General features: G+C 70.2%; 16 protein-coding genes. 11 read left to right on the top strand and 5 right to left on the bottom strand.

Going from position 1 to position 19,604, the window contains the following annotated elements; all coding sequences use genetic code 11:
• Positions 1–28: 28 nt before the first annotated feature.
• On the top strand, positions 29–637 hold the full coding sequence (locus tag L942_RS17175; RefSeq protein ID WP_037361484.1) for an LppU/SCO3897 family protein: 609 nt from the start codon (positions 29–31) through the stop codon (positions 635–637).
• A gap of 7 nt (positions 638–644) precedes the next feature.
• Here the strand turns inward: L942_RS17175 and L942_RS17180 are convergent, their stop codons facing one another.
• Entirely contained in the window at positions 645–1,604 is a 960-nt protein-coding gene (locus L942_RS17180; protein WP_037361486.1) for an ABC transporter substrate-binding protein, read from the bottom strand.
• A 196-nt stretch (positions 1,605–1,800) separates the two neighbouring features.
• Between L942_RS17180 and L942_RS17185 the strand changes: the two genes are divergently transcribed.
• The 4 genes from L942_RS17185 to L942_RS17200 all read left to right on the top strand — a co-directional run bounded on the left by L942_RS17185 (position 1,801) and on the right by L942_RS17200 (position 8,450).
• Positions 1,801–4,461: a sensor histidine kinase gene (locus L942_RS17185; RefSeq protein ID WP_037361568.1), complete on the top strand. Its 2,661-nt coding sequence runs from the start codon at positions 1,801–1,803 to the stop codon at positions 4,459–4,461.
• Positions 4,462–4,464: 3 nt separating this feature from the next.
• Entirely contained in the window at positions 4,465–5,142 is a 678-nt protein-coding gene (locus L942_RS17190) for a copper homeostasis protein CutC (protein WP_037361487.1), read from the top strand.
• Between the two features lie 325 nt (positions 5,143–5,467).
• Positions 5,468–7,108 (top strand): S53 family peptidase, encoded by a 1,641-nt coding sequence (locus L942_RS17195; protein WP_037361488.1) that lies wholly within the window; start codon positions 5,468–5,470, stop codon positions 7,106–7,108.
• A gap of 124 nt (positions 7,109–7,232) precedes the next feature.
• Complete coding sequence (locus tag L942_RS17200) at positions 7,233–8,450, top strand: acyl-CoA dehydrogenase family protein (protein WP_037361490.1); 1,218 nt, start codon at positions 7,233–7,235, stop codon at positions 8,448–8,450.
• 50 nt (positions 8,451–8,500) lie between these two features.
• Here the strand turns inward: L942_RS17200 and L942_RS17205 are convergent, their stop codons facing one another.
• Genes L942_RS17205 through L942_RS17220 form a run of 4 tightly spaced genes read right to left on the bottom strand, consistent with a single transcriptional unit; the run spans position 8,501 to position 11,925 of the window.
• A complete protein-coding gene (locus L942_RS17205) occupies positions 8,501–9,358 on the bottom strand; it encodes an ABC transporter ATP-binding protein (RefSeq protein ID WP_037361491.1) in 858 nt (285 codons plus the stop codon).
• A 14-nt stretch (positions 9,359–9,372) separates the two neighbouring features.
• Positions 9,373–10,197, bottom strand: coding sequence for an ABC transporter permease (locus L942_RS17210; RefSeq protein ID WP_037361493.1), 825 nt, complete (start codon positions 10,195–10,197; stop codon positions 9,373–9,375).
• On the bottom strand, positions 10,194–10,961 hold the full coding sequence (locus L942_RS17215; RefSeq protein WP_037361496.1) for an ABC transporter permease: 768 nt from the start codon (positions 10,959–10,961) through the stop codon (positions 10,194–10,196). Before L942_RS17215 ends, L942_RS17210 begins: the two co-directional genes overlap by 4 nt.
• Before the next feature lies 1 nt (position 10,962).
• The gene (locus L942_RS17220) at positions 10,963–11,925 is read right to left on the bottom strand and encodes an ABC transporter substrate-binding protein (protein ID WP_037361570.1); all 963 of its coding nucleotides are present in this window, start codon (positions 11,923–11,925) and stop codon (positions 10,963–10,965) included.
• A 700-nt stretch (positions 11,926–12,625) separates the two neighbouring features.
• On the opposite strand from L942_RS17220, the gene L942_RS17225 reads away from it, so the two are divergent.
• The 6 genes from L942_RS17225 to L942_RS17250 all read left to right on the top strand — a co-directional run bounded on the left by L942_RS17225 (position 12,626) and on the right by L942_RS17250 (position 19,403).
• Positions 12,626–15,673 carry a sensor histidine kinase gene (locus tag L942_RS17225; RefSeq protein ID WP_037361498.1) on the top strand — a complete coding sequence of 1,016 codons (3,048 nt, stop codon included), beginning with the start codon at positions 12,626–12,628 and terminating at the stop codon, positions 15,671–15,673.
• Positions 15,670–16,146: a roadblock/LC7 domain-containing protein gene (locus tag L942_RS17230; RefSeq protein ID WP_369871052.1), complete on the top strand. Its 477-nt coding sequence runs from the start codon at positions 15,670–15,672 to the stop codon at positions 16,144–16,146. The genes L942_RS17225 and L942_RS17230 overlap by 4 nt, the downstream gene beginning before the upstream one ends.
• Before the next feature lie 27 nt (positions 16,147–16,173).
• A complete protein-coding gene (locus tag L942_RS17235) occupies positions 16,174–16,950 on the top strand; it encodes a DUF742 domain-containing protein (protein WP_037361503.1) in 777 nt (258 codons plus the stop codon).
• Positions 16,931–17,536 carry a GTP-binding protein gene (locus L942_RS17240; protein ID WP_009083957.1) on the top strand — a complete coding sequence of 202 codons (606 nt, stop codon included), beginning with the start codon at positions 16,931–16,933 and terminating at the stop codon, positions 17,534–17,536. Before L942_RS17235 ends, L942_RS17240 begins: the two co-directional genes overlap by 20 nt.
• Before the next feature lie 454 nt (positions 17,537–17,990).
• Positions 17,991–18,422, top strand: a complete 432-nt coding sequence (locus tag L942_RS17245; RefSeq protein ID WP_037361506.1) for a roadblock/LC7 domain-containing protein — start codon at positions 17,991–17,993, stop codon at positions 18,420–18,422.
• Positions 18,423–18,425: 3 nt separating this feature from the next.
• Positions 18,426–19,403, top strand: a complete 978-nt coding sequence (locus L942_RS17250; protein ID WP_037361508.1) for a DUF742 domain-containing protein — start codon at positions 18,426–18,428, stop codon at positions 19,401–19,403.
• Positions 19,404–19,604 lie beyond the last annotated feature (201 nt).

Raw genomic sequence — 19,604 nt, forward strand, 5'->3', positions numbered from 1 at the left:
GCGGGACGAAGCCGCGGGAGGGGACCCAGTGACCACACCACCGTTCGGCCTGCCGCCGGCCGCGAACCCGTACCAGCCGCTCCCGGTCCACAGCGGTCCGAAGCGCGTGTCGGGCAAGCTGAAGGCGCTCTTCGCCGGTCTCGTCGTCCTGGCGGTCGGGCTCGGGACGCTCGGCGCCTTCGGGTTCGCCGCGATCGCGCGCTCGGCCGGACCGCCGGTCGCGGGCAGCTGCCTCTACCTCTCGTCGCTGGGCTCGGAGACGCAGACCTACACCGGAGCGGACTGCTCCGACCGGGCCGCCACCTATCGCGTCGACGCCGTGGCCAACGGCCGGTCCTCCTGCCGCGGCGAGGACTATGTGCGGTTCGAGCTGTACACGTCGGCCCGCAGCACCAGCAAGCCGTCCGAGACGCTGTGCCTCGCGTTGAACGTCGTGTCCGGCGAGTGCGTACGCGATGTCTCGGACGAGTCGAAGGTCGGCAAGGTCGCCTGCGACGACCCGAAGGCGGAAGCGCGCGCGGTCGTCCACGACGGCGCGAAGTCGGCGTCGAACTGCGGGGACAAGGACGTGTCGCTGGTCTACGTCGGGCCGCCGGTGCGCACGATTTGCCTGCAGCCGACCGGGGCGAGCATCTGATCGGCACTCACCAGGCGTTCGGCAGCATCGCCGCCACGTCGAGGCGGTTGGCGAGCTGCCCGGAGCTGTGCATGAGGTCGGCGACGCGCTGCAGCCGCGTCGCCGAAAGCGTGGTCGGATAGCTGCCGAGCGAGATCAGCGCGGCGGTGGTCTGGTCGATGTCGGAGAACGTCGGCAGCGCGTCGCGCACCTTCGCCGAGTCGGACGCGGCCAGCTGGGCCTGGGTGAGGACGCTCCGGAACAGCGCGAGCGTGCGCGGGTTCGCCGCGGCGAACTGGCCGGTCGCGGCGTAGCCCGAGGCCGGGAAGTCCAGGGTCGCGCCGGTCGAACCGTCGGCGAGGATCCGCGCGCCCAGCTCCTTCTCCGCGCGGGTGATGTACGGCTCGACCATCAGCGCCGCGTCCGCGTCGCCGGACTGCAGCGCGGCGGGCATCTGCCCGTACGGCCGGGGCACGAACTCGATCTTCGATTTGTCGACGCCCGCCGTGCCGAGCACCGCTCGTGCAGTGAGCGCGCCGATGTCGTCGGGGGAGTCCACGGCGATTTTCGGCGACTTCTTCGCGGTCGGTTCGGGGTAGTCGGAATCGGGCAACGTGACGAGCGCGATAGTCGTGCGGCCGAACGTGTACGCCTCGCCCTGCAATTGCAGCGCGGTACCGGATCCGGCGGCGCGAAACAGCGACACGTCGCTGCCGAACGTCACATCGACCTGTCCGGACTTCAGTTTGTCCACGCCGTCGCTGTCGCCGAGTTCCACCAGTTGGACGTTCAGCCCGGCCTGGCGGAACTTTCCGGCCGCGACGGCGATGCGCAGTGGGGCGGTGTCGATCGGGCTCGCGACGCCGACCCGCAGCGTGGAGCGTTCCGGCGGCTGCGCTTGCCCGGCGTCCCCGGATCCGAACACGGAACAGCCGGTGAGCGCGAACAACGTCGCCACCAGCGCAAACCTCAGACCGCTCGCTTTCATTCGCCATCCCCTGCCGGGAGAATCTCTGCCTCGTGCTGGATCGTATGGGCCGCTGCCCATACGATCGCCCGCAGGGCGGTGCCCCCGCCAGGGTGGCTTCCCGATCTTTTCGCCGGGAACTACCAAGCGGTAGTTTCCGGCCGGAGCCCGAGGACGTCCGTGGGCAGAAGTTCCCGCGGTGGAAAAGGAAGCACAGGTGACCCGTCGCGACGACCGTCCCCGTTCGGGTGACGCGACGGATCCGGCTGCCTCGCGTCCGGTCGGCGGCCGGTGGCGGCTGCGGAACTGGCGGCTGCGCACCAAGCTCTTCGCCGTTCTGCTGATCCCGGCGCTCGCCGTGGTCGTGCTGGTCGGCCTGCGGGTCAACAGCGACCTGCGCGACGCCCGCCAGCTCGCCGAGTTCGCGGCGCGCTGCCGGGTCGACTCGACCGTCGCCGAGGTCGTGCACCAGCTGCAGCGGGAACGCGACGTCACGGTCCGGTTCGTCGCGGGCGACCGCAAGGGGCCCACCGACATCCTCGTCGGCCAGCGCACCCGGGTCGACCTGGCGATCGGCGCGTTCGAGCGGTCGCTCGCCGACAGCAAGCCGCGGCTGGACGACTCCGCCGCGGGCGATCTGCAGCAGAGCGACGACCGGCTGCGAGTGCTGGGCGGCCTGCGGTATTCGGCCGAACACTCCGCGTATCCGCCGGACGCGGTGCTGCGTTCGTACAGCGAGCTGATCTCCGGCCTGCTCGACATCAGCGACACCGCCGCCGCCGACGTCACCGAACCCGACCTGGCCCGGCTGCGGCTGGCCGGGAACGCGCTCGCGCGGATCAAGGACCAGATGTCGGTCAAGCGCGCGATCATGGCCGAGGCGATCGCGCAGGGCACGCTCAACCGGGACCGGACGCGCGCGTTGCTCGGCGCGGAAGCCGAGCTGGCCGCCGCGCGCAGCGACTACCGCACCTTCGCCACTCCGGACGAGCAGCGGATGTACTCGGACACGGTGATCGGCATCGTCGTCGACATCGGCAACGACATGGTCGAGTCGGCGCTCACGCGGACCGAGAACAACCAGCCGCTCTCCGGCCTGGACGCGGACCAGTGGGACACCGCGTCGACCTACACCGTCAATCTCGCCCACCAGGTCCAGCAGGCGCTGCTCGTCCAGCTTCAGGAGAAAACGGACGCGCGAGCCGCCAGCGCCCGCGCGTCGACGATCTGGGACGGCGGAATCGTCATCGGCGTCCTGCTGGTCGCCGGGGTGCTGTCGGTGGTGATCGCGCGCTCGCTGCTGCGGCCGTTGCGGATCCTGCGCCGCACCGCGCTGGAGGTCGCCGACCACCGGCTGCCCGAGGCCGTGCAGCGGCTGCTCACCGAACCCGATCCGGCCCCGGAGAACCTGCGGCACCGGGCGGCGGTCGCGCCGGTGCCGATCTTCACCCGCGAGGAAGTCGGGCAGGTCGCGCGGGCGTTCGACGCGGTGCACGGCGAGGCCGTCCGGCTGGCCGCCGAGCAGGCGATGCTGCGCGAGAACGTGAACGCGATGTTCGTCAACCTGTCGCAGCGCAGCCAGGACCTGGTGGAGCGGCAGCTGTCCGTGCTCGACCGGATGGAGGCGGGCGAGCAGGACCCGGAGACCCTCGGCGGGCTGTTCGAGCTCGACCACCTCGCCACCCGGATGCGGCGCAACAGCGAGAACCTGCTGGTGCTGTCCGGCACCGACCTGGTGCGCGAGGACACCGGGCCGGTGGTGGCCGACGAGATCATCGGGGCCGCGCTGTCCGAAGTGGAGGATTACCAGCGGATCGAGGTCGGTCCGGCCCCGGCGCTCGCGGTGCGCGGCGACGCGGTCAACGACCTGGTGCACGTGGTGTCCGAGCTGCTGGAGAACGCCACCCGGTACTCCGGGCCGCAGACCGCGGTCACCGTGGAGAGCGCGCGGATGCCGGACGGGGCGTGGCGGATCGAGATCACCGACCGCGGCGCGGGCATGCCGCAGGCGGAGATCGACCGCACCAACGCTCGGCTGGCGCATCCGCCGGAGGTCGACGTCGAGGTGTCGCGCCGGATGGGCCTGTTCGTGGTCGCGACGCTGGCCGAACGGCACGCCATCGCGGTGAAGCTGAGCCCCGCTGAGGGACGCGGGCTCACCGCGACGGTCGTCGTCCCGGCGGCGTTGATCACCGAAGCCCCGCCGCTGCCGCAGCCGCCCGCGCCGGTCGAACCGGAACCCGCGCCGGAACCGGAGCTGCTGGCCCCGCTCGCGCCGCTGGCCCCGGCCGAGGAAGCCGAGGAACCCGCCGAGCTGGTCGCGCCGAGCCTCGACGACGCCGGTCCGCTGCGGCGGGCGCCGGTGGTCGAGGAGACGCCGTCGTGGCCGGGCCAAGCGTCGCGGTCGCATCTGGAGATCGACGCGCCGACGGACCGGATGCCGGCGTACCGGGACGTGCTGTCGCGCTGGTTCGATCTCTCGGCGCCGGCGGAGGAGCCGGCCGCGCCGGAGCCGCGCGTGGTCGCGCCGATGCCGGAGGTGCCCGCGTTCGAGCCCGAGCCGGAGCACCCGGTCGCCGAGCCGCGGCACGCCTACGAGGGGCTCCCGGAGTTCCCGACCGAGGACCCGGACGCGGCGGAGGCCCCCGAATGGCCGACCCCCGAGCACCTGGAACAAGAGGACGGGGCCGAGGACACCTGGCCGTTCCTGCGGGTCGCCGACGTGGCGGGCGGCCCCGCCGCGGAGCCGGAGCAGCGGCCGATACTCTCGCTTTCCCCCGACGCGGTGCGCGCCCGGATGACGAGCCTGCAAGGCGGCTTCCGGCGCGGCAGGCACGCCCGGGGGGAAGACACCCCGCCACTGGATCGAAACGGATGAGGCATGAGTTCGAACACCGCCCTGCTGGAAGTGATCGCGCTGGGCGCGCGGGACGCGGAGCGGGCGCAAGAGGGCGGAGCGGACCGGCTCGAACTGGTCTCCGACATGGCCAGCGACGGCCTCACCCCGAGCGAGGCGACGGTGCGCGAGGTGCTCGCGGCCACTGATTTGCCGGTGCGTGTGATGCTGCGCGCGGAGAACACCTTCGACGCTCGTGCGATCGACGAGCTGTGCGCTTCCGCGGCGAGCCTGGTGTCCGCGGGGGCGCAGGAGTTCGTGTTCGGCTTCCTGACCGAGGACGGCGAAGTCGATGCCGACGCGTGCCGCGCGCTGCTGAAGGAGATCGACGGGCGGCCGTGGACGTTCCACCGCGCCATCGACCGTTCGCGCGACCCGATCGCCGCGTACGACGTGCTGGCCGAGCTCGGTTGCGACACGGTGCTGGCGGCGGGGCACCCGAACGGTGTCGCGAGTGGACTGTCGGTGCTGCAGCAGCTGGCGCGGCGGACCGACGGCCCGGCGCTGTTGGTCGGCGGCGGGCTCCGGGCACAGCAGGTGCATTTGCTGCGCGCCGGCGGCGTGCGCGGATTCCACGTCGGCGGCGCGGTGCGTCCGTCCGGGTGGGACGCTCCGGTCGACGCGGCGGCCGTGCGCGAGTGGGCCGAACTCGTCAAAGGCTGACGCTCCAGTCCATCGAGGAAGGGAACCTCGCCGGGAATTCCAATTCCGGCAAGGTTCCCGTCTTTGCTTGACGAGCACAGTGCGAGTGTGTGCGCAAGCCGTCCGGAATGTCCGGGGCTTCCGGCTTCCGACCTCCGATGGTTTCCGGATTCGGCGGGACATCGCGGCGGGAATCAGTCATCAATAGCGCAAGTGGAAAACAAACCAACCGCGAGAAGGTCAGCCAAAAGTAGGTTTCGTCGCTTCGAGGGGTTTTTTAGGGTCGGGATACGGGTCGGTACCGCGATTTAGCCGCCCCGGTCCCCGCCTCTCGAGAGGAATTCTCATGCGCTTGCGCAAGCTCGTCGCCGCCGCGGTTCCGCTGCCGGCGTTGCTGTGCCTTTCCGTGGCCGGCGTCGCGAACGCCGATCCGCTGGTCGCCCTTCCCGGCAACGCCGCCCCGCTCGCCGCCAGCGCGCGGTCCGGCGACGTCGCCGCGGACCAGCAGATTCCCGCCGCACTGTCGCTCAAACTGCACAACCAGCAGGCTCTGGCCCGTTTCCTCGCCGACGTGCAGGACCCGGCCTCGCCGCAGTACCGGCATTTCCTCTCTCCGGAGCAGTTCACTGCTGCATTCGGCCCAACTCAGGCCGAAGCCGATCAGGCGGTGAATTTCCTCAAGCGCAGCGGCGCGCAGGGTATTGAGGTTTCCGGAAACCGTCAGGCGATCACCTTCTCGGCGACTGCCGGACAGCTGGAATCTGCCTTCCATACGCGTATTGGCAATTACACCGACACCGTCACCGGCCGGAAGTTCTATGCGAACGACTCCGCGCCGGAACTGCCCGCGTCGGTGTCCGCCGTGGTCGATTCGGTCGTCGGCCTCGACAACCACGCGGTGAAGCACCACGCCAAGCCGCAGCAGGCGCCGCGCACGGTCAAGCCGGTGACCCCGAGCATCCTCAAGACCGCGTACGGCACCAGCGGCATGTCCGCCACCGGCGCGGGCGTGAACGTCGGCTTCGTGGAGTTCGACGGGTACAAGAAGTCCGACATCACCGCGTACGACACGAAGTACGGCCTGAAGGCGGGCACGGTGAGCACGGTTTCGGTCAACGGAGCCAACTACGACTCCAGCCCCGGCCAGGGCGAGACCGAGGTCGACCTGGACATCGAGGTCGTGCACGCGCTCGCCGCGCCGGCGAACGACTACGTGTACGAGGCCCCGAACTCCAACGCGGGCGAGCTGGCGATGTACCAGAAGATCGCGTCGGACAAGAAGGTCAGCGTCGTTTCGATCTCGTGGGGCTCCTGCGAGGCGGCGGAAGGCTCGGCCGCGGCCAACAGCGTCGACAAGGCGCTCGCGACCGGCACCGCGGAGGGCATCAGCTACTTCGCCGCCGCGGGCGACGACGGCACCACCGACTGCGCCCGCCAGACCGGCAGCAAGGCGCAGGCCGTGGACTTCCCGGCGTCGAGCCCGAACGTCTCCGGTGTCGGCGGCACGCAGCTGACGGTGAACTCGTCGAACGGCTACAGCAGCGAAACGACGTGGAACGACGGCGCTTCCGGCGGGGCCGGCGGCGGTGGCATCTCGACGCTCTTCGCCGCGCCGTCGTGGCAGTCCAAGCAGAGCACGACCAAGCGCAAGGTCCCGGACGTCGCCGGGGACGCCGCGCAGGGTTCGGCCTACACGATCATTTCCGGCGGCCAGACCGGGAACGTGTGGGGCACCTCGGGCGCGGCTCCGCTGTGGGCGGGCTTCGCCGCGCTGCAGAACGAGGTCCACAAGGGCGGCCTCGGCAACCTGAACGCGAAGTTCTACAGCATTGGCAACGGTTCCTCGTACGGTTCCGGTTTCCACGACGTGACCACCGGCAACAACACCTTCAACGGCACCACCGGCTTCTCCGCCGGCCCTGGCTACGACCAGACGACCGGCTGGGGCTCGTTCAACGGCTCCGGACTGTCCAAACTGATCGGCTGAACGCGACTGTCGCGAGTGCCTGTCCCGGAGTTCCCGGGGCAGGCACTCGCGGTGTCTTGTGGACTGAAGCGGCTACGGACAATGGCTGATTGACCAAGATCCGGGACGCTGTTTTGATGGCCGGGTGCAGCCTCTCCTGACGCCTGAGCAGCAGGCCCTCGTCGACCGCGCCGCCAAGCTCGCGGACATTTTCGCCGAGCGCGCGGCCGAGCACGACCGGGACAACACCTTCCCGCACCAGAACTACGACGACCTGCGGGAGGCGGGCTTCCTCCGGCTGTCGGTCCCGGAAGAACTCGGCGGCTCCGGAGCCGGGCTGCCGGAAATCCTGCCGGTGCTGGAACGGCTGGCGATGGGCGACGGCGCGACCGCGCTGGCGTTCACCATGCACCTGTCGCCGCTGGGACAGTGGGCCAGCGTCTGGCGGCGCACGAAGGCGCCCCGGCTGGCGCAACTGCTGCGCAAAGCGGTGGACGGCGAACTGATCTGGGCGTCGATCACCAGCGAAACGGGTCTGCGCAACGACATGACGGACGCGAAGACCCGCGCGGTCCGCGTCGAAGGCGGCTTCGAACTGACCGGCCGCAAGAGCTTCGCGACCAACTCGGCGGTCGCCACGCACTGCTCGACCACCGCCCGCTATGAGGAAGCCGACGGCGGCCCGCGGCTGCTGCTGTGCCAGATCGCGCTGGACCAGCCGGGCGTCACGATCCACCAGACGTGGAACACCATGGGCATGCGCGGCACCCAGAGCAACGACGTCGAACTGGACAAGGTGTTCGTCGAGGACGCGGCGGTCGTGCACTCGCTGCCGGTGAAACACCTCGACTCCCGGGTGCTGGAAACCGTGTGGGCCTGGGCGATGCCCGCGTTCTCGGCGGTCTACACGGGAATCGCGGCGGGTGCGCTGGACTGGACCGTGCGGACGCTGATCCAGCGCGGCAAGGCCGAGGACCCGGTGCTGCAGGATGTGCTCGGCGAATGCCAGATCCTGCTGGAAAGCTCCCGCGCGCTGATCTACCGCCAGGCCGACGAGGTGACGAGCCGCCGCCTGTTCACCGGGGACATCCAGGACGGCGTGGCCCGCAGCGCGATCGTGAAGTACACGGCGGCGAACAACGCGGTTCAGGTGATGCAGCGGCTGGTCGACGTGCTGGGCGGCATGTCCTACACGAAGGCGCTGCCGTTCGAGCGCATGTGGCGGGACGTGCAGGCGAGCACGTTCATGCCGATGGGGAACCTGGCGACGCGGAAGCTGGTCGGCGCGAACGTGCTGGGAGTGCGGACGCTGCCGGAGATCGGTCCGGACGAGACCGGGCCGGATTCGCGGGCCAAGGGCTGAGAAGCTGGTGAGTGGTTAAGCCGGTTAGAACCGGCTTAACCACTCACGAGTCAACTCTTCTCCGCCGCAGCGGATTCCACCTCGGACGCCGCGGCCGCATCCGCCGCTTCCTGCTCCGCCAGATCCGCCGCCGCCTGGACCGCCGGGCCGTGCAGCAGCCGGGCCACTTCACTGCGCAGCGAAACGAATTCCGCCGATTCCCGGGTAGTGATCTGGTCCCGCTGGGCGGGCAGGTCCACCTTCAGATCCGCGACGATCCGCGCCGGCGACTTCGACAGCACCAGCACCCGGTCGCCCAGGTACACGCTCTCGTCGATGTCGTGCGTCACCAGCAGCACCGTCGTGCTCTGTTCGACCTGAACCCGGCGCAGCAGGTCTTCCAGCTCGAACCGCGTCTGGGCGTCCACCGAGGCGAACGGCTCGTCCATCAGCAGCAGCGCCGGACGGCTCGCCAGCGCGCGGGCGATCGACACTCGCTGCTGCATGCCGCCGGACAGCTGCCAGGGGTACTTGTTCACCGCGGCCGAAAGGCCGACCGCCTCAAGCGCCTCGGTGGCCCGGGCGCGCCGGGTCGCCTTGTCGAGTTTGCTCCAGCGCAGCGGGAATTCCACGTTCTTCGCGACTGACAGCCACGGGAACAGGGAGCGGCTGTAGTCCTGGAACACCACGGCGAGATCGTCCGGCACCGAGGTGACGCGGTCGCCGTGCAGGCTCACCGTGCCCGCGGTGGGCGGGATCAGGCCGGCGATCGCGCGCAGCAGGGTGGACTTGCCGCAGCCGGATGGGCCGACGATGCACGCCAGCTGCCCGGTCTCCACCGTGAACGACAGGTCGTTGACCGCGACGTGCGCGGACTCGCCGCTGCCGTAGCGGTGGCTGAGGCCGGAGACCTCGAGCATGGTCGACATAAGGGGAAACCTTCCTAGTTCCGGCCGGGCTGCCAGCCGAGCACCCGGCGTTCGATGCCGAGCAGCGCGGCGTTGAACCCGTACCCGAGGATGCCGAGCAGCACGATCCACGCCCACATCTGGTCGAAGTCGTACGAGCGCTGGGCGGCGAGCAGCGCGTAGCCGATGCCGTTGAGCGCCCCCACCAGTTCGGAGATCGCCATCAGGATCAGCGCGATCGACAGCGACACCCGGAGCCCGGCGAAGATCTTCGGCAGCGCCGAGGGCAGCACGACCAGCCCGATCCAGTACCGCTTCGGCGTGCGGAACGCGCGCGCCGTCTCGACCTTGACCTGGTCGACCGAGCGGACGCCGTCGACGGTGTTCATCAGCACCGGCCACAGCGAGCTGAAGATGATCGTCGCGGTCTGCATGCCCGGCCCGATGCCGAACAGGATAATGAACACCGGCACGAGCGCGGGCGGCGGAATCGCGCGGAAAAACGCGAAAAGCGGCCCCACGTAATCCATTCCGGTGCGCGAGCGGCCCAGCGCGGTGCCGAGCGCGACGCCGAGCACCACCGCCAGCAGCCAGCCGCCGAGCAGCCGGCCGAGGCTCGGCAGGATGTGGTCGAACACCGCGTCGCCGAGGAACAGGTGCGAGGCCGGGCCGGAGAACCACAGTTTCGCCGCCGCGGCCGCGATTTTCGACGGCGGGGGGAAGAACACGCTTTCGCTCAGCTGCGTCGCGATCTCCCACAACACCACCAAAATCGCGAACAGCAGCCACTTGCGGGCGAACCCGCTGATCCCGCGGCTCACGCGGCGCGTGACGGTGGAGGGTTTTTCGACCACACTCACGCGGCGGCTCCTTCGACAGCGCTGCTCCAGCGGAACAGCCGGTTGCCCAGGCGCTCCAGGCCCTCGTTCACGAGGTAGCCGAGCAGCCCGGCGACCACCGTTCCGGCGAGCACCAGATCCATCCGGCCCGGCCCGGAACTGGCTTCGAGCACGAACTGCCCGATGCCGAGCTTCGCCCCGGCGAGGAATTCCGTGCTGATCACCAGGATCAGCGAAATCGCCGCGGACAACCGGATCCCGGTGAACACGAACGGCGCGGCGTGCGGCAGCGCGACCGACGTCAGCACCCGCGAACGCGGGGTTCCGTACGTGCGCGCGGTTTCCAGCAGCAGCGGGTCGATCTCCGCCAGCGCGTAAATGGTGTTGAACAGGATCGGCCAGACCGCCGCGTACACGGCGAGCGTGATCTTCGCTTCCGGGCCGCCGCCGACGACGATCAGCACCAGCGGAATCAAGGCCACCGAAGGGATCGGCCGGAGGAATTCGACGATCGCCTTGGTCGCGTCGCGCAGCCAGCGGATGCTGCCGAGCAGCAGGCCGGCCGGGACCGCGATGGCGATCGAGATGAGCAGCGCGATCATCCACGCGAGCACCGAGGCGATCACGTCGCGGACGAACTCGACGTCGCCGAGCAGTTCGCCGATGCGGGCGAAGACGACGGTCGGCGGGGGAAGGTCGTTCTGGTCGATCAGACCGGCCCGCACGACGACCTCCCAGATCAGGAGGAAGCCGAGCAGGCCGGTCAGGTTCCGGACGAGACGCACGTCAGGACGCGTTCGCCTGCGGGACGATCATCGACTGCACGTCGATCTTCGACTGGATGGAACCGAACTGCTGCAGCAGGTCCGGCACGCGCTGGATGCGCCGGGCGTCCAAAGTGGACTGGAACGTCAGCAGGTTCGTGATCTTCGCGGTCGCCTCGTCCACCTTCGAGTACTGGATCATCAGCGGCTCGATCTTGGAGCGGTCGGCCGATTCCTTGGTGGCGCGCAGCATCGCGCGCTGGAAGGCGGCGACCGTCTTCGGGTTCGCGTCGGTGAACTTGCCGAGCGAGCCGTAGCCCGCGGTCGGGAAGTCCTTGGTGCCGCCGGAAGCGGTGTCGATGACCTCCACCGTTCCGTTGACCTTCGCCGACTGCGTGATGAACGGCTCGGTCAGGAAGCCCGCGTCGACGTTGCCGCGCTTGACCGCGGGGCCGATGTCCGGGAACCGCATCGAAACCCACTGCACGTCGTTGAAGCTCACGCCGTTGTCGCGCATGACCGATTTGGTCAGGGTGTCGCAAATCGTGTTGGTGGCGGTGATCGCGATCCGCTTGCCCGCCAGGTCGTGCACGTTCTTGACGTTGCTGTTCGGCATCGCGACGACTTCGGTGCTCTTCGGACCGGCCGACGAGGCGTCGCAGACCAGCTTGATGTCCGCGGCGCCCTTGCTCTTGGCGATGAAGAACGGCGTGTAGCTCGCGTAGGCGATGTCGACCTCGCCCGCCTGCAGCTTCTGCAGCGAAGCGTCCCCGCTGGCCGCGTCGACGGCTTCGACCTCGAGCCCCTCGTTCTTGAAGTAGCCGTTCTGGACCGCGAGGTGGAAGGGCGCCACGTCGATCGTCGGCATGATCGAGACCTTGATCTTGGTCTTCTCGACTCCGGAGCCGCCGTTCGAACTGCTTGAACTGTCCGATCCGCCCAGCAGACCGCAGCCGCTGGCGGTCATCGCGACACCGCCCGCCATCGCGAGCGACAGGAACCCGCGCCTCCCGTAGCTGCGCCGGCCGCTCACCGCTTCATCAAACAAGGTCGCTCCTAGCAAATGGGCCCGCGTCTCGGATGGACGCGGGGGGAAGGTGGCTCATTGTCCGGAGTCACGCGGCTACTGTAGAGAACCAGGACGATCACTCACAATGGGTGTTCATATACGATTCAGAAGTGGCACTGGTCACTCGATCAGGTGATCGAATCCCCTGGTGCGGCGGGGTATGTGGACGAGCTGTGGGTGCCCGATGGGCCTTGATCCGCTGCCTGGGTGCTCTCCGGGCAACTTCTGGAGGGTTACAAATGGGCCAGCCGTTCGCTACCCTCTGCTCCTGCAATGCGAGGTGTGGACCACCGATGTGGTGAGAGCCCGGACTTGGGAAAAGGCTCTCCGCGCACGCCGGCGACGTGCCGGTGCGGGGTGGCCTCGGCCGAACGGACTAAGAGATCGACCACGTGCGGGGACCGAACGTCATGTCAGACCTGAACCGATTCCGCGCCCGAGGCGACGGGCAGCCGCACCGCGAAGTCGATCTTTTCCCTCGAAAGGGTGCAACGGCTCGCGGTGTGGTCCAGACCACCCAGGTGGCGGATGACCTGCCGGGAGCGTGCGCGTAGTGGCCACGAGCAGGGCAGGTTCGGAATCAACGGGCCCTTCGGGCCCGGACGGTGGTGCGGCGGTGCCGAACGAAGACACCGCGGGGGCAGGGGAGGCCTCCGCTCGGGAGAACGCGGGGACCGCGCAGCAGCGGTCCTGGCTCGCGCTCGGCAACTGGCGATTGCGGTCCAAGCTCGCGCTTATCCTTCTCATCCCCACGATCACCGCGCTGGTGCTGGGCGTGCTGCGCGTGGTCGACGACGTGCGGTCGGCGGTCGACCTCAACCACACCGCCAACCAGGTCGCCTTCGCCGAGAAGGTCACCGCGGTGGTGCACGACCTGCAGCGCGAGCGCGCGCTGGCCGTCGTCCGGATCTCCTCCGGCGACCCGCTGCGCCAGACCGGCCTCGACGCGCAGATGGCCAAGGTCGACCGCGACGTCGACGACCTGCGCAACGCCGCGGTCAACCTCGACAACGAGGACCAGGCCGCCAGCGACCGCTACGCGCACGGCCTCCAGCGCCTCGACGCGCTGCGCCCGCTGCGCGCGGCGATGACCACGTCGGCCTACTCCGACCGCGCCGTGCTCGACACCTACTCCTCGGTGCTCGATTCGCTGATCCAGCTCGGCCGCGAGGTCTCCACCGCGACGACCGACCGCGACCTGCTCCGCCTGGGCACGAGCACGCAGTCGATCAGCGAGGCGAAGGAGTTCATCCTCCGCGGCGACTCCGCGCTGCAGATCGCCGCGTTCCGCGACGGCTTCCCGGGCAACCTGATCGACGAGACCCGGGCCGCCGAGGCCAGCGGCGACGCGTCGATCACCGCGTTCCTGGCCAACGCCACCGGCGACCAGGTCCAGCTCTACAACGACACCTACTCCGGCCCCGAGGTCGACGAGCGTCGGCGGCTGCAGACGCAGGCGTTCTCCTTCGCCCAGCAGGGCCAGCCGCTCAACCTCGACGGCACCAAGCTCGGCCAGGACTCCACCGTCGCCGCCGACAAGCTGCGCGCGGTCGAGGTCAACCTGCTGACCCAGCTGCGCGCCCAGGCCGACGAACTGGCCAGCAACGCGGTCCGGTCGGCCTGGGTCGGCGGGGTCATCGTCCTCGCCGCGCTGGTCGCCGCGCTGATGCTGATGCTCGTCATCGCGCGGCTGATGCTGCGCCCGCTGCGGGTGCTGCGGAAGACCGCGCTGGACGTCGCCTACACCCGGCTGCCGGAAACCGTGCAGGCCATCCTGGACGACCCGGACCCGGTCAACGCCTCGAAGAAGGCGGTCGACCCGGTGCCGGTGCTCACCCGCGACGAGATCGGCGAAGTGGCGCGCTCGTTCGACGTGGTGCACGAGCAGGCGGTCAAGATGGCCGCCGAGCAGGCCCTGCTGCGCGAGAACGTCAACGGCATCTTCGTGAACCTCTCCCGGCGGTCGCAGCGGCTGGTGGAACGCCAGCTCGGCGTGATCGACCGGCTCGAGGCCGACGAGCAGGACCCGGACCATCTCGCGAGCCTGTTCGAACTCGACCACCTGGCCACCCGGTTGCGCCGCAACGGCGAATCGCTGCTGGTGCTTTCCGGCGCGGGACTCGCGAAGTCGGTGCCCAAGCCGGTGCCCGCGGCCGACGTGATCGGCGCGGCGGTGTCGGAGATCGAACAGTACGCCCGCATCGAGATCGGCATCGTGCCCGAGGTCGCCGTGCAGGGCCTGGCGATCCACGACCTCGTGCACGTGCTCGCGGAACTGCTCGACAACGCGACCTACTTCTCCGAACCGGAAACCAAGATCACCGTCCGCGCGGTCATCACGCGCAAGAAGGCGCTGGCGATCCAGGTCACCGACCACGGCGTCGGGATGAGCGAGGAACGCCTCGCCGAGGTCAACGAGCGGCTCGCCGACCCGCCGGACCTGGACGTGTCGGTGACCCGGCGAATGGGTTTGTACGTGGTCGCGCGGCTGGCCCAGCGGCACGGCATCGAGGTGCGGCTGCGGGAGAACGAGGACATCGAGGGCGGCGTGATCGCCCGCGTCGTGGTCCCGGCCGAACTGCTCACCCAGGTCCGGACCGTCCCGCCGGCGATGCGGAACACGCCGCCGCCGGCGAACCGCAACGAGGTTTCGCACCCGAGCCTCCCGCCGGTCAACCGCGAACCGGAGCAGTCGAACTCGCTTCCGCTCGCACCGCCGCCGTCGTCCTCCGAACTGACCGAGGCGCCGGGTGCGCCGGGCAACGGCGCGGCGTCCGAGAACGGCGGCCTGGTCCCGCTCGACCAGCCGATCAGCCTCGACGACCTCGTCGCGGGCAACCGGGCGGCCGGCCCGTTCCTCAGCCCGGCGACGCCCGCCTCGGAAACCCCGGCGTGGCCGACCGCGGAGGACCTCGCGCCGCTCACTCGCGAGTCGTACGGCGACGGCGCGAGCATGTCGCAGACCGAGTTCCCGCCGCTGGTGCTGCCGAAGCGGGAGCCGAAGTACGTCGCGCCGGAAGCGCCGAAGGAGCAGCCGCCCGCCGAACCGGACGGTTCCGCCGCGCTCGAGGACGACGTGCCCACCCGGCGGCTGCCGATCTACCAGTCGGTGCTGTCGCGCTGGTTCAGCGAGGGCGAGGACAGCGAGCCCGGCGCCGGGTCCGCCGCGCCGGAGCCGGAAAACGCCGAGGCCGCGCCGGCCGAGCAGGAGGACGCTCCGGCCGAACGGACGGGCGAGACGCTCGAATCGACGCCGCTCTACCCCGGTTCCGACGAGCCGGAGGACGACAGCTGGCACAGCGTCTCCGACGAGGGCTGGCAGGCGGCGCAGTCGCTGCTCGAATCCAAGAACGAGGAGATCACGCCCGCCGGGCTGCCCAAGCGCGTGCCCAACGCGTACCTCGTGCCCGGCTCGATCGGCAACGCGCCGGAACCGGCGCAGCAGCAGAATTCGTTCACCGACGCGACCGCTGGAATGCCCGGAACGGGTGCGATCACCCGCTCGGCGGCGGCTGCCCGCAGCCGGATGGCAAGCTTCCAGCGTGGGTACAAGTCCGGCAGGCACGCGCTGAAGGAGCGGCCGCCGGAAGCCCGGCTCGACGACGACGGGGTTCGCGTCACCGGGGCCGGGTATGTGAGCGACAGCAGTGAGGAGCGAGAGTGACACGGGCGGGAGTGCAGCCGGGAGGCGGCTCGGTGCAGCCGAACGGCAGGCAGGCCGGCGGCAGCGCGGCGAGCAGCTTCGCGTGGCTGATCACGGACTTCGTCCACCGGGTGCCCGGTGCGGCGCACGCGGTGGTCGTCTCGGCCGACGGTCTGCTGCTCGCGTCTTCGCGCGGGCTGCCGAAGGACCGGGCGGACCAGCTGGCGGCCGTCGCCTCGGGGCTGACCAGCCTCGCGCGCGGGGCGGCGAAGGTGTTCGAGGGCGGCCCGGTCGCGCAGACCGTGGTCGAGATGGCGAACGGATTCCTCTTCCTGATGTCGGTGTCCGACGGCTCGTGCCTCGCGGTGCTGGGCTCGCCGGAAAGCGACATCGGCTTGGTGGTGTACGAGATGACTCTGCTGGTCGAACGGGTCGGCCAGCAGCTGACACCGGAGATGCGGGCACAACTGCAGGGCGCTGCGGTCCGTCGCTAGGCGGGCCTAGGACTACAGGAGTAAACCGTGGACGACGGGCGCTTGCGCGGCGACGGCCGGCTCGGTGACGAGCACACCGGCGGCTGGGGCGATCGGGACGGCAGCCGGGAGGACTGGAAGTCCTTCCGGGACCGGGTCGACCGCGAATGGCGTTCCAGGGACGTCCAAGCCGCGGATTCCGATCCGGTGCGCGAACCGCCGAACTGGCTGACCGATTCCAACGCCGGGCAGCAGCCGGGCATCACCGCCGTGCCCGGGTACCGCGAGCGGCTGCTCGGCGGGCCGGGATCGGAGCTGTTCGGCGGCGCGAGCGGCCCGCTGTACGACTCGGCCGAGTTCGCCGCGTTCAGCGCCGAGCGCGACCGGTCGCCCGGGCCCCCGAGTTTCCCGTCGAACGACCTGGCCGCCGCGCTGCCGACGCAGGCGGCGGGCGAATACGCGGACGAGCCCGCCGAGGTGGAGACCTCCGGGCTGGTCCGGCCTTACTTCCGCACCCGGGGCCGCACGAAACCGACCTACGACCTCGCGATCGAGGCGCTGGTGTCGACGAGCGAGCAGGGCCGGGTGCTCGACCGCGTCCGCGTGCCGGAGCACCGGTCGATCTGCGACCTGTGCCTCGACACCCGGTCGGTCGCCGAGGTGGCCGCGCTGCTGCGGCTGCCGCTCGGCGTGGTGCGGGTGCTGATTGGTGACGTGGCGGGCCTCGGACTGGTGCTCGTGCACACGAGCAGCAGCACGACTTCGGGCGACCGCCCCAGTATCGAGTTCATGGAAAGGGTGCTCAGTGGGCTTCGGAGAATTTGACTCCGACGCGAACACGCCGCATACGGGTCCGACCTCGTCGGCCAAGATCGTGGTCGCGGGTGGGTTCGGTTCGGGCAAGACGACTCTGGTCGGGGCGATCTCCGAGATCGACCCGCTGACCACCGAGGCCATGATGACCGAGGCCAGCGTGGGCCACGACGACGTGTCGGCCACGCCGAACAAGTCGACCACCACGGTGGCCATGGACTTCGGCCGGATCTCGCTCGACTCCGACCTGGTGCTGTACGTGTTCGGCACGCCGGGCCAGCACCGGTTCTGGTTCATGTGGGACGACCTCGCCGTCGGCGCGATCGGCGCGGTCGTGCTGGTCGACACGCGCCGGCTCGCGGACGCGTTCCCGTCGATCGACTTCTTCGAGAACCGGAAGCTGCCCTACGTCGTGGCGATCAACTGCTTCGACCGGCTGCTGCACCACCAGATCGAGGACGTGCGGCACGCGCTCACCATCTCGCCGTCGGTGCCGATCATGGCGTGCGACGCGCGGGAGCGGGAGTCGGCGAAGCAGGTGCTGATCTCCGTCGTGCAGCACGCGATCGCGCACGACACGGCTTTGCGGGCGGGTTAGTCCCGCCTCTGGTCCCCCGCCGCCGTCTGCGAAGGAGGCGTCCGCCGACTCCCAGATTCCCGCGACACCCCGGCTCGGGTGCGGCCGTTGGAGTGAACTCCACGTGCTTCACCCGCTTCGGGGAGTGGTGCCTCCGAGCGGGGCGGGCTCAGTAGCCCGGTTCGCTCGCGGCCGAGGCCGGCAGCCCCCGATCGGGGCGTCGGACCGGCGGTGACCTGCACGGACATCCCGCTGCGCACGGTGGCCGCCGCCACCACCGAGTGACCCGCGAATGCGTGGTTGTGCATGCGTTCGCGCGGCGTTACATCCGGCAGACACGTACCGTGCCCGGGCACACGCTCGACACGACCGGGTGCGTGAATACGCTGGAACGACGACTTCACCGCGGCCGGGCGAGGATGGCCCGAGGGCGGCGGACGGGCGTCCGGCAGCGTTCGAGGAGCTTGGAGGGGCAGTGACCGATTCCGACCGGCCAGCGGACCAGGGCACGTTCAGCTGGCTGATCTCGGATTTCGTGCGCCGGGTCCCGGGTGCGGCGCACGCGGTGCTGGTGTCGGCGGACGGACTGATGCTCGCGCCGTCGGAGGGGTTGCCGCAGGAACGCGCCGAGCAGCTCTCCGCGGTGGCGTCCGGGCTGATCAGCCTGACCCAGGGCGCGGCACGCTGCTTCGAGGCGGGCGGCGTGAACCAGACCGTGGTCGAAATGGAGCGCGGGTACCTGTTCCTGATGTCGGTGTCCGACGGATCCTGCCTGGCCGTGCTCGCCGCGCCGACGTGCGACATCGGGACCATCGCGTACGAGATGACCCTGCTGGTCGAGCGGGTCGGCGAGCAGATCACGCCGGAGCTGCGCGCCCAGCTGCAGGGCGGCGGGGTGCTGGGGTAGCCGATGAAGATCTCGGGTTTCGGAGACCAGGACACGGGCGCCTGGGACGCCCTCCACAAAGGCACGGAGCGGGAGTCGTTCGACTCGCCGAGCCGATACGAGCTGAGTTCGCTGAGCCTGCGGTTGCCGCATCGGCAGCCCCGGTCGACGCCTCCGCCTTCTTCGCGGCACGCGCAGCCCGCGCCGCAGCCCGCTCCTCGTCCCGCGCCCGCGCCGCGTCCGGTGCAGCAGGCGGTCGCCCCGCGTCCGGTGGCCCCGCCGCCCGCGCCCGCTCCGGTGCCTGCCGCGCCGGAGGAGAGCTGGGACGACGGCTACGAATGGGTCGAGGACGGCGAATCCGGGTACTGGGAAGAACCCCAGGCCAGCCACCGCTGGGAAGAACCGCCGCCGGCCCGGCCCGCGGCGCACGACCCGTACTCGTTCGACGAGTACGCCGATTCGCCCGGCCCGGCCGACCGCGTGGTGCCGGAAGGCTCGGCGTACCAGCGCCAGCACGTCGAACAGGCCACCCGCAGCAGGCACGCGCTGGCCGAAGACCCTCCGGCGTCGTACTCCGATCCTGGCCCGGCCTCTGGAGTGTCCGAATTGGACCGGTTCTGGGCCGGCGAGGAACCCGTGCAGCCGGAACCGCCCGTCCAGCCGACGAAGTCGCGCGTGCGGCCGTACGCCCGGACCCGCGGCCGGACCCATTCGGACCACAACCTCGCGCTCGAAGCGTTGGTCTCCACGAGCGACGAGGGCCGCCGCTACCGCGGGGTGCGCTCGATCGAGCACCGCCGGATCTGCGACCTGTGCCTGGACACCCGGTCGGTCGCGGAGATCGCCGCGCACCTGCACCTGCCGCTCGGCGTGGTGAAGGTGCTGGTGGGCGACATGGCCGACATCGGGCTCGTGATGCTGCACCAGACCGACCTGGTGCTCGGCGACCGCTCGTCGCGGGAGTTCATGGAACGGGTGTTGCAGGGGCTGCGCAACCTTTGACCGCTGGCGGGTTGTCTCCGCTCTGCTGTGCTGGGCGCGCTTACGCCCCGCTGCTTCTGGTGATGCTGCGCTCGTCCACTGACGCCACGCTGACTCTGCTCCGCCGAGCCGGGTTGCGCCTATCGTCCGGCCACGTGCCCCGCCGTGCGCCCTTGCACTCTCGCCAGCTCCGACTTCGCCCAGTTCGGCCCCGTCCGGACC

The organism is Amycolatopsis orientalis DSM 43388, assembly GCF_000411975.1.
Classification (GTDB): domain Bacteria; phylum Actinomycetota; class Actinomycetes; order Mycobacteriales; family Pseudonocardiaceae; genus Amycolatopsis; species Amycolatopsis orientalis_D.

What these genes read in the sequence shown, in the direction of transcription:
- L942_RS17180 (WP_037361486.1), bottom strand. Translation starts at nt 1,604, where the DNA reads ATGAAAGCGAGCGGTCTGAGGTTTGCGCTGGTGGCGACGTTGTTCGCG.
- L942_RS17190 (WP_037361487.1), top strand. Translation starts at nt 4,465, where the DNA reads ATGAGTTCGAACACCGCCCTGCTGGAAGTGATCGCGCTGGGCGCGCGG.
- L942_RS17195 (WP_037361488.1), top strand. Translation starts at nt 5,468, where the DNA reads ATGCGCTTGCGCAAGCTCGTCGCCGCCGCGGTTCCGCTGCCGGCGTTG.
- L942_RS17205 (WP_037361491.1), bottom strand. Translation starts at nt 9,358, where the DNA reads ATGTCGACCATGCTCGAGGTCTCCGGCCTCAGCCACCGCTACGGCAGC.
- L942_RS17220 (WP_037361570.1), bottom strand. Translation starts at nt 11,925, where the DNA reads ATGGCGGGCGGTGTCGCGATGACCGCCAGCGGCTGCGGTCTGCTGGGC.
- L942_RS17250 (WP_037361508.1), top strand. Translation starts at nt 18,426, where the DNA reads ATGAAGATCTCGGGTTTCGGAGACCAGGACACGGGCGCCTGGGACGCC.